The 9,476-nt window shown below is 51.8% G+C and carries 9 protein-coding genes; all 9 read right to left on the bottom strand.

Annotated features, from left to right (window positions below; all coding sequences use genetic code 11):
• Positions 1-1,402, bottom strand: a 1,402-nt coding sequence (locus D479_RS05390; protein WP_008634523.1) for a hypothetical protein, incomplete at its 3' end; no start/stop codon positions are given.
• Between the two features lies 1 nt (position 1,403).
• Entirely contained in the window at positions 1,404-2,054 is a 651-nt protein-coding gene (locus D479_RS05395) for a hypothetical protein (RefSeq protein WP_008634526.1), read from the bottom strand.
• Positions 2,038-2,379 carry a DUF5592 family protein gene (locus D479_RS05400; protein WP_008634529.1) on the bottom strand — a complete coding sequence of 114 codons (342 nt, stop codon included), beginning with the start codon at positions 2,377-2,379 and terminating at the stop codon, positions 2,038-2,040. The genes D479_RS05395 and D479_RS05400 overlap by 17 nt, the downstream gene beginning before the upstream one ends.
• A 14-nt stretch (positions 2,380-2,393) precedes the next feature.
• Positions 2,394-4,751 carry a pLS20_p028 family conjugation system transmembrane protein gene (locus D479_RS05405; protein ID WP_008634532.1) on the bottom strand — a complete coding sequence of 786 codons (2,358 nt, stop codon included), beginning with the start codon at positions 4,749-4,751 and terminating at the stop codon, positions 2,394-2,396.
• Positions 4,752-4,763: 12 nt separating this feature from the next.
• Positions 4,764-4,994 carry a hypothetical protein gene (locus tag D479_RS05410; protein WP_008634535.1) on the bottom strand — a complete coding sequence of 77 codons (231 nt, stop codon included), beginning with the start codon at positions 4,992-4,994 and terminating at the stop codon, positions 4,764-4,766.
• Entirely contained in the window at positions 4,975-7,356 is a 2,382-nt protein-coding gene (locus D479_RS05415) for a VirD4-like conjugal transfer protein, CD1115 family (RefSeq protein ID WP_008634542.1), read from the bottom strand. The genes D479_RS05410 and D479_RS05415 overlap by 20 nt, the downstream gene beginning before the upstream one ends.
• A 47-nt stretch (positions 7,357-7,403) precedes the next feature.
• Entirely contained in the window at positions 7,404-8,507 is a 1,104-nt protein-coding gene (locus D479_RS05420; RefSeq protein ID WP_008634543.1) for a hypothetical protein, read from the bottom strand.
• A 76-nt stretch (positions 8,508-8,583) separates the two neighbouring features.
• Positions 8,584-8,853 carry a hypothetical protein gene (locus tag D479_RS05425; protein WP_008634546.1) on the bottom strand — a complete coding sequence of 90 codons (270 nt, stop codon included), beginning with the start codon at positions 8,851-8,853 and terminating at the stop codon, positions 8,584-8,586.
• Positions 8,854-9,242: 389 nt separating this feature from the next.
• On the bottom strand, positions 9,243-9,476 hold a 234-nt coding region (locus D479_RS20635; RefSeq protein WP_008634548.1), incomplete at its 5' end, for a hypothetical protein.

Consider the following 9,476-nt stretch of genomic DNA (forward strand, 5'->3'; position numbering starts at 1 on the left):
TACGGAGCGGAAACGATACAAAGTACTCGTGGTCGAAGTTATCGATGCTCGACGGTCCGTCAAATAAGTGCGCATAGTTCTGGACGAGGTTGGATATGTTCAGTTCGATATGTTCCAGACGCTCGCGGCGGACGACGCCGATATTTTCATAGACTCGCTGGGCATCAATGTCTTCATACAGCTCTTTCCGCAGGTAGTAGAGGAAGTCACTGAACGTCGGATATTCCTCTGCCTTCCGGTCGGTGATGCGGTTCTCTTCCTCGCCTTCGATCCATAAGCCGTGCTCGACGTACAGGTTGCGCAGGAGATTCTCGTATTCTTTGATTTCCGCATTGGTCGTATCCGGGTTCAAAAAGCGGTAGAAGACGCTCATTTTACTAAGGTGCTGGGTGAACGAGAGCTGCTCGTTCGCCGTGCCGTCATCGTTCGATGCTGTCTTATAGACGTGCAGCGGATTGATGATCCCGTTCGATCCGTCGAGGGCGATGATTTTTCCGCCGAGAGCATGGGTCAGATCCTCAAACTCTCCGGTAATATCAAGAATCCGGACTTTGTGCCCCTTCACCGCATTATCAAGCGCCACCTTCTTCAGAAGCGTCGACTTCCCTGATCCCATTTTTCCGATCATGAGGGCGTTGTAGAACTTACGCTTCTGGTCTTTATGGAACAAATCGAAAATGACGTTGCCGTTGGTGTCCGTCGTTCCGTAATGGGTACCGAACGGATCGTTCAGAGCGGTGAAGTGGAACGGAAAGCCGCCCGCAAGCGACAAGGACGGAATCTCGACCCCTTTCCGTTTGTTCGGATATTTCTGCTGGGTCGAGTAGCTGCTGAACAGCCCTTCCCACTCGTATTCCTGCTCATTGAGAAACACACTTCCCCGGAAGTTGAGAGATTCGAGCGTATCGATGACTTCCTTGACGGTACGCTCCAGCTCATCAATCGTCTTCGCACTGACAAACAGACGAAGGATGATCCGCTTCAGCACTTCTCCCTGACGGATTTCATTGTAGATGTCCTGAAGCTCTTCATAGCTCTGGGATGCTTCGATCAAGTCCGAGGTATCCTTGGCATTCTCTCCGCGGACTTTCTGCTCGGCCATACTCTTGTTGATATTATCCATGACTTCCTTCCGGTTCGGGGTACTGATATCCAGGCTTGCCACGACGTTCGGCATGTTCATGATCTGCTCGAGCCAGAAGTCGGAAACGATCGTTTGGAAATCGTAGATGTGGATGCTTGTTTCATAGCCGTCCCCTTTACGGATGAAGGCTTCGTCGAACTTGATGCCGCCCTGACTCTGAATCTCAGACAGCAGATAAGGGTTGTAACCATAGACTTCTTTGTCATCTTTCTTCTCCGTGTCCGATGGCTTGAATCGGCTTAATATCGCTTGCAGCACGTCACATGTCCCCTCTCGCTGTTTTGTTCTTGGAATTCAGATTGAACAGTTTATACAAAATGTTGATCTTCTTCTCTTCACTCAGCCTCACGACCGGCAGCGACACGCTGATAAGCCGGTCGATATTCTTGATCCGCGAGTGCAGAGAATACTCATCATCGGCATAGATGAAGAGGTAATATTCCCGGTTCGTCCGTTCCTTCTCGATGAACTGAAGCTCCTTCAGCTTCTGCTCGAGGAAAAAGCGGTATTCCCGCTTCGTCGTCTTCTCGAGCCTGCGCAGAATATGGCGCTGCTGGGTGCTCGTGTCGACAGGGAAGTTCAGCGGGATGATCTTGATATCGTTCAAGTACCACTGGTAGAAATAAGCCAGCGTATAGATGTTCTTATCCTTATCCGATTGATTGAGGGAATAAATATCCTTCGATGTCAGCTGGACAATTTCGAAATAGCCTTCTTCATGGTTCAGCTGAAAATACCCGTTCGCCGTCATATCGATGACAGGAGAAATCTCAGCGAAACTGGATTTCACTTTGATTTTCTTCGACTTCCGTTCCTTCTGCTCCTGGATGTTCGCTTCGTCGAAAACCGACCGCTGCTTCTGCTCCGGCACCGACTGCCGTTTCATTTGTTTTTCATCGAATAAAGCCATCTGTATCACCTACCACTTCATTATTCTCATCGCTCTCGTCCACCTCATAATCAATGGCGATATATGTGTCCTTCCTTCTTCGCAGGGAAAGGTAGATCGCTTCATACATCCGCTTCTTCGGATTCGTCGCAGGCCGGATGATCGTCAGGCCCGCGACGATGATCATGAATATATAGAAAAGCCACGTGAAGGAAGCGTGAACGACATTGCTCATCACAAACGTAAACAAAAGCAGTCCGACGAGGATGCCGAGATCGGTCAGGTACAACGCCTTATTGATCTTCAGCTCACTCGTCACGTTCTTGGGTATGCGGTAATTCGCCATGGTTTCCCTTCCTTCTATCCTTTAAATTTCTTCACTTGTTTCTTGACGTTGCGCTTCATTGCTTTGCCGGTGTTCCGGCCGACTTGGTAGCCCGTGCGCGTATGCTGGACGGTCCGGTTGTTCTGGAAAGTATCGCGGAGCACGTGACCGACGTGGCGCTCTTCCACCACCTGCTCCTGTTCATGGATGACCTCCCGCGTTCCGGATCCGGAAGAGCCGCCGGAGACAGGGCGTGAACTGCCGCCGCTTGACGTTGTTCTCGTCGTCGTCCGTCTTTCCTGTCTTGCCGGAGCCGGTGAAGCGCCGGAAGAAGGCGCTGCCGGACCGGCAGTCGTCGTCTTCGTCGTTGTCGTCACCCGCTCGACAGGAGCAGAACCGCTCGATCCGGATGCCGCCGGTCTACTGCCGGAAGAACCACTGGAGGCAGAGCCCGCCCCGCGTGGAGACGATCCGGGAGAAACGGTGCCGCTAGAGCTCGATGCTCCTTTTTCTGATGTGCCCGGAGCCGTTTCAGTCCCTCCGGATCTTGATGCTGTGGAAGAGGAACCGGAAGATGCGGTTCCCGGACGGTTGCCCCCGGAGACTCCTGCAGCAGGAGCTCCGCTCTCTGTGGAGTGCTCCGCGGATGTTCCCGTGCTGCCACGGTCCTCCGCCCCTCCAGGAGCATTCGGCATCCGCTGCACACCCTGCTCAGGTCCCGAAGCCGGTGCTCCGGACGTTTGTGCTTCAGAAGCTCCGCCGGTCGGAGCGCCGGAGCCGGTTCCGGATTTCTCTCCTTGTCCAGCTGCGCCGCCTTGCCCCGGTTTTCCGGCGTCGTTCGCCTTCTTCCCTTGTTTTGAAGGAGGCGTTCCTGCACCTGTATAGCCTTTCTTCGCCATTTCATCATGAAGGGACGGCGGACCCGCAGCTCCCGAAGCAGATTCTTCCCCGTCCTGCTTATCCATCTCATCATGGATCGAACCGGGAGCCTGCTCGTTGGCCGTGGTCGTTTCCTCGACACCGGCTGCCGCTTCACGTCCGCCACTCTCTGCTTCTGATTCGGCCGTTTGATTATTTTTCTGCTCGTGACTCGGTGCCGACTTAGGAGCTCCACCCTTTTGTCCGGCAGAGGCTTCCCCCGAGCCCTGCTGTTTGCCGGCTAAACCACCGGCGACGCCGACGAGTCCACCGACAGCGCCTGCCGATTTATTGACCATTGCGCCGCCTGTCCGTCCTGCACTTTTAGCAAGTCCCTGGGCTCCTCTTGCCGCCGCATATGTACCTGCCAATGCACCCCATCCGGACTTCAATCCGGCGTCGATGCCGAACAGCCGCTCGACGATATTCGGCCCTTCTATCACCGCTGCGGCAAAGCCGATCATGGCGATCAAATAGACGATGCCGTCGAAGTTCTCTCCGATCCAGCCGGTCCCGATCATGTACACTTTCATACTGAGAAAAATCATGATCGTAACGAGGAAGATGTTCAGGATGTTCTGTACGACCTGCTTCATCTTCTGTCCGTTGTGAATATCCGTCGGCGCAATGATGCCCGCCAGAACGTAGTTGAAGGCGAGCTCGAAGAACAGCTTGGCAAGCTTCACGGAAATGGTGATCAGCACAAAAGCCATAATCAGAAGTGTCCCGATCATATTGATCCAGTCCACCGTATAGCGGTAGTAATACTCCTTCGTAATATCCGTGATCCAGCTGCCGTCCTCGAGGTCGATAATTTTCCGCGATCCGTCACCGAGGGTCTCGACTTTATGGCTTAATATTTTTTCTCCGTCATTACTAAGGTTCTCTTCTTCCGTTATATCGCTGTCCTTTTGTAAGTAGGAGTTGATATTGATGTCTGTAGCGAATTCGGGATCGATGTTGTTCTTTTCCTCCAGCTCTGGATTATCCCAACCGTTGATATCATACAGTCCGATATCTGTAATATTGCTTTTCACGACCTGTGAAGCGATCTTCCCGCCTTCGCCGGAATAGTTGATTGCCTGGATCGCGTCATCCGTAAAGCGGTCCGCCTTCTGCATTCCTGTTCCGAGCACGACGATGATCATCAGTGCCATGATCAGGTTCGTGAAGACGCCCTCCCTGTTGAACTTCTTCTGAAAAATCAGCAGGTAGCCGATATATAACAGGTTGAAGGCCAGCAGGATGACGAACACAGGCTGGAATTGATCGACGAAATCGACGAAATCCTGATTGTTATAGAAGGATTTCAAGCCGAGAATCGTATCCGCTACATCTTCCAGCGCATCGACGATCCACGCGAGCCCCTTGACGAACATCCACAGCACCCAGCGGAAGGTATCCTGAATGATCGTCCCTTTCGTCAGGTAGTCTCCGAATTCCAACAGTTTCTGGAGTATTTCCTCATCACTCATTCCTGCTCCCCCCTATCCATTCGTAAATAGGAAACGTTCGACCGTCGAATCGACCGACTCGTCGTAATGATCGACGAGAATGCGGTATTTCGACGTGTCCGGATCCATATGGATTTTACATAATCCGTCCTGCAGCTGGACGACGAGTTCATGATCTTCCAAATGGTCTTTATGCTTCTCAAGCACCTCGACAAGGGAAAGAGGATCGTCCTCTTTCGCCCGCTTATACCAACCGTCTTTCATTGTCTCCCGCTCCTTCCCTTTGTCTCGCATCCGCTATTTTGTCGACGATGAGCTGATACGTATGACCGGCTATCCGCCCCTCTTCCTGAAGGCTTTCAAGCAGTTCAAGAAAATCATCCGCCGGCATGTCGCGAAGCTCCTCTACGTGGTGATCCGTCGCCCTGTCTACCGTCTGCTCGATAAAAACGAGGATGTTGTCCTCTCCCAGCAGCTCACCGATAGAGCCGGCACCGGCATGTTCCTTTTCCTCACCGAACCGGTACGTGACCTGCTTCAAGTCCAACGTTTCGTGCTGGCAGCGGATATCGAGTTCATGAATGGAGATCGATGTATCGAAGTCATCTGCCAAGTATTCATAGCGGTATTTCATCCGTGTTTCTCCCGTGTTGAAGATCGGGTAGGCCTTGATCGTCTTCCGCTTCTTATCCTGGCGCTTGATGCCGCGGATCACGACCGTTTCGCCTTCTTTCAGCTGGAACAATTCCGTCGCATTCAGAAGACTGCGGCCGTCCGTTCCTTCTGTCTTGCTTTTATCAAACGACAATGTGCTGCCGCTCCGGCTGTGGGAGGTGATCGTTTTCTCGCCGAGTTTCTTCGATACTTCTTCGGCCGTATCGTTGTTCGTCGTCAGGATATAGATCGTATTGGCACAGTTGCCATCGATCGTCTCCCAATCCTGTTCGTACTTCTGTTTCAACTGCGCGTAAGCCTGAATGACAAGATTGAACTTGATATTCCTGCCGAGACAGACGGTGATCATCGACCCCATATCGTCAATGACCGGCATATTTCCAAACTCATCGAGAATGAAGACGACCTCCCTGATGCACTTGCCGCCCTTCGTATGGCTCGCCGTTCTGGCAAGCTCTGTGTACAGCTGTTTCACATACAAGGAAGCAATGACGTGCAGCGACGTATCGTAATCGGGGGTGATCATGAACAAAGCGGTCGGCTTCTCGAACTGTTCGAACCGTTTGATACGGACGGCTTCTCCGCTTTTCTCCTGAACGCTGTAACGCACGTCCCCGTTTTCATCAATGGCGTCGACGGCAACCGTCATAGAAATGTCGCTGTCCTCGACTTCGATCCGCACGTGATCTCCGGCTGTCAGCTTTTCGTCATGATCGATAGCGAAGCGGCCTTTTTCATTTGTCCGTACCGATACCTGCCCTTCTGGAAAATGGACATAGACCCGGCTGAGCGGCTTCGTGAATCCGGTCATCGTTTTCCCGAAACCGATTTTCTTCATATCGAAACTGTTCATCGACGTCATCTTCGCAATCGGTGTCAGGGTGAAAATGCTCAGCTTGTCGAAGGTGTAAGAGAAAATGCCGGCGACCGTCTGGCTGGCTCCACTCGCGAATCGGATCGTGGCATACTGCAGCCTTGCCGGATGCTGTTCCGGTAAGCTGTCGAAAAAGCGGTCGAGCCCGGTTTCCGTATCTCCGGTGATTTCATCCATGTACTGTTCGCTCGCCAGCGTGTTCAAGGTATTGGCGACCGTGTACATCGTCACCTTCTCTTTCTGATGCGGGATGTTCTTCTCGCAAAGCCCGAGGATCAGTGCCGAACATAGAGCGGCGGCACTATCCTGCCAGAACTTATCCTTAGCGGATGGATCGCTGTACAGCATCGTGCTGATCGTCTTCGTATATTGCTCGGCTTTCGCCATATCCCCATCTTCATAGGCGTCGATGACCAGCTGCAGCAGTTGGTAGGACATCGACTGGAGCGGGTTGTCCAGGTTCAGGACCTCCACATGGTAGCCCCGCTTCTCAAGCGTTTCCTTCGAGGCGGCGAACAGCTCGCCCTTCGGATCGTTCAGCACCATCGATGCCTGCTCCTCCGCTCTTGAATAAATGTCGATCATCGGGAAGATCCCCATCTCCCCTTTACCGGAACGGGTCGTACCGATCCATAGGTTGTTGACCGGCGAATCGTCAATGAAGATGTTATTCTTATACCTCGAGATCGGCGCGCCGCCGGTCCCCGGAAAGGATGCCTTCTTCTCCGGAACAGCCTTATACTGCGCCTTCAATTCTTTCAATGTCGTAAAACGGCTCGTCCCCTTATCCCCGCTTTTCTCCAAGTCTTTGAAGTTCGTCCGCAGTTTGTAGTACAGAATCCCGAACACGACAAGGGTGAGGACGGCCATACCGATATACACCTGGGACGGAATATGATCGAACGCCAGCACCAGGGACTGGATCGAGACGTCGAGATCGGACAGCTGCAGGAATGAATCACTGTTCCAGACGTCCTGGACCGTGATGGTTATTAGATTGATCACCGTATTTAATAGAAAAAAGACAAACACGGCCCCGAGTGAAGCCATAACGATATGGACACTCTTCTTTCGCATAATGATCACCTCTATGTAAAATGAAAAGACACCCTGTTCCAGGTGTCTTAAAGACTTTCTTTCTCCGCCTCAAGTTCTTTCTTCTCTGCTTTCAGGCTCTTTTCTTCCTTTTCCTTCGCGCCTTTCAAATCTCCGTCGATATCGGCAAGCGACTGATCGATCTCTTCATAGCGGGCAATTTTCTCAGACAGCTCTTCGCTGTTGTTGTTCTCAAGCTCCGCCTTCGCTTTTTCGATATCTCCGGTTTTCAAGTAGGCGTACGTTTTCTTCTCGCTTCGGTCTTTCGTCGTTTCGATATTCTCAATGGAAAGCACCTTGTCGTATTCCTCTTCGGCATAGGCGATTTCGAACTTCGCTTCATTCGTCGGGTAAGCTTCATTGAAGGCTTTCAGCGCATCGATTCCTTGATTGTTAGCAATGAACGTCGCCGCCATCTTCGCGTCCTCCTCATACAACGACACGAGTTTATCGAACGCCTCTTCCTCTACAAGGTAGCCGGCGTAGATCTTCTGCTCTTCCCCGTCCAACTCGTCCAGATCCTGCTTGGCCAAGTATTCTTTCAAGGACGTGTCTTCCCCGAGAAGGGCAGCCTCATAGCGGGAGATGGCTTCTTCCTCGGCTTTCTTATCTGCCGCGACCGCTTCATATTGTGCCTGGAACGAAGCGATTTGGAGCAGGAAGAACGCGACGGTTCCGACTGTTGCCAGCGTGAAAAAGGCGGCAAGACCGTAAATCGTCCGGCGCTGCCACTTCTTCAGGCGGGAAATCCGGGATCGATCGAGCCTGCGGAACGCTTCCTCTTCCACATTCTCCTCCTGTTTGAACTCCTCACTGACCAGCTCTTCCATCTCTGCCATCAACGCAAGGCGTTTCTTTTCTTTCTCCTTGCTCGTCCGGATTACCGGAAGCTTTTTCTTGATATGCATGTATAAATTCGGCGCGTAATAGGAACCGAACCGGAATGTACCGGAGTAAATCGCGTCTCCGTTATTATCTTCTTCCAAAAGGTAGAACTCTCCATCGACCTCTTCCTTCTTCTCCCGCATTTCCTTCTCGATTTCCTGAGACAAGCGGACAGCTTCCGGAAACGGGATTTTCTCGAACTTGGCAATTTTGGAGTGTTCCACTTGAGTAAACACTACATATAACATTGATTCCGACCTCCAAACATACGAAAGCCACACCGGAAACAGCAGTGTGGCTTTGCATTAATATATAAGCGTTCTATTAAAACTTGATATTGTTGTCGATTCCGCTTGCGATACCGTACGCTCCCATAACGACGATCAGTCCGACCGCTCCTCCAAGGAACCAGCCGACAGAACGTCCGCGTCCGCGGTCGCCCCCGAACATCAGGAAATATCCCCCGACACAGAAAGCCAAAGCAGCTCCGATCAAACCAAGGCGCTGAGCCCATTGCAGAATCGACTGTCCCGTCTGAACGAGACCATCCATCCCATCAGCGGCTCCCAGCATCAACGTGTTTAACAGATTCATAGAAATCTTCCTCTCGCTTTTATTATATTGTCATGCCGATTACTATCGACTTACCTCTAAATCATACGTGTGCCAACCATTCGGAAATTCAGGTATGGGCCTGCTGTCTTTAAACCGGTGACGGGCACCTTGGCAGACATGGTCCATGATAATACCCTTTACTTTCTGGCTGGAAGTAAGAACCCTGTGGCAACGTGACAGCATCCGAATGCCGCTTGCCAATGCACATCGTTTTTGGCTGTGTACGAAGAACCAGTAGAACAGCGCTGCACATGTCGTGGCAGGTTTTTGGAATCGAACCCTGCAAACCATTCTGTGTGGACGGACGCTTACGCGCTGAATAAGCGGCCGCACCTCTATTCAATTGTCTATTTCCATCGTACGGCCCCTTATGAATGGTCCGCTACGAATGTACGCAATGTCTCCTGATCCTTCTCCTGTATCAACTCTTCGGTCACTTCCAGCTCTGCTGCCGGCTGACCGTTCTCTATGTATGCAATCGTATCGATCGGCAGGAACAGATCCTTCTTCTTGCTGTCTTCGTTGAAAACTTCGTGTACGTCGTCCGACGCCTGTTGATCGTTGAAGTAGACGAGCGTCTGCCCCTCTTCTTCGAACACTTC

Origin of the sequence: Halobacillus sp. BAB-2008, from assembly GCF_000328325.1 — a bacterium.
Lineage (GTDB): Bacteria > Bacillota > Bacilli > Bacillales > Halobacillaceae > Halobacillus.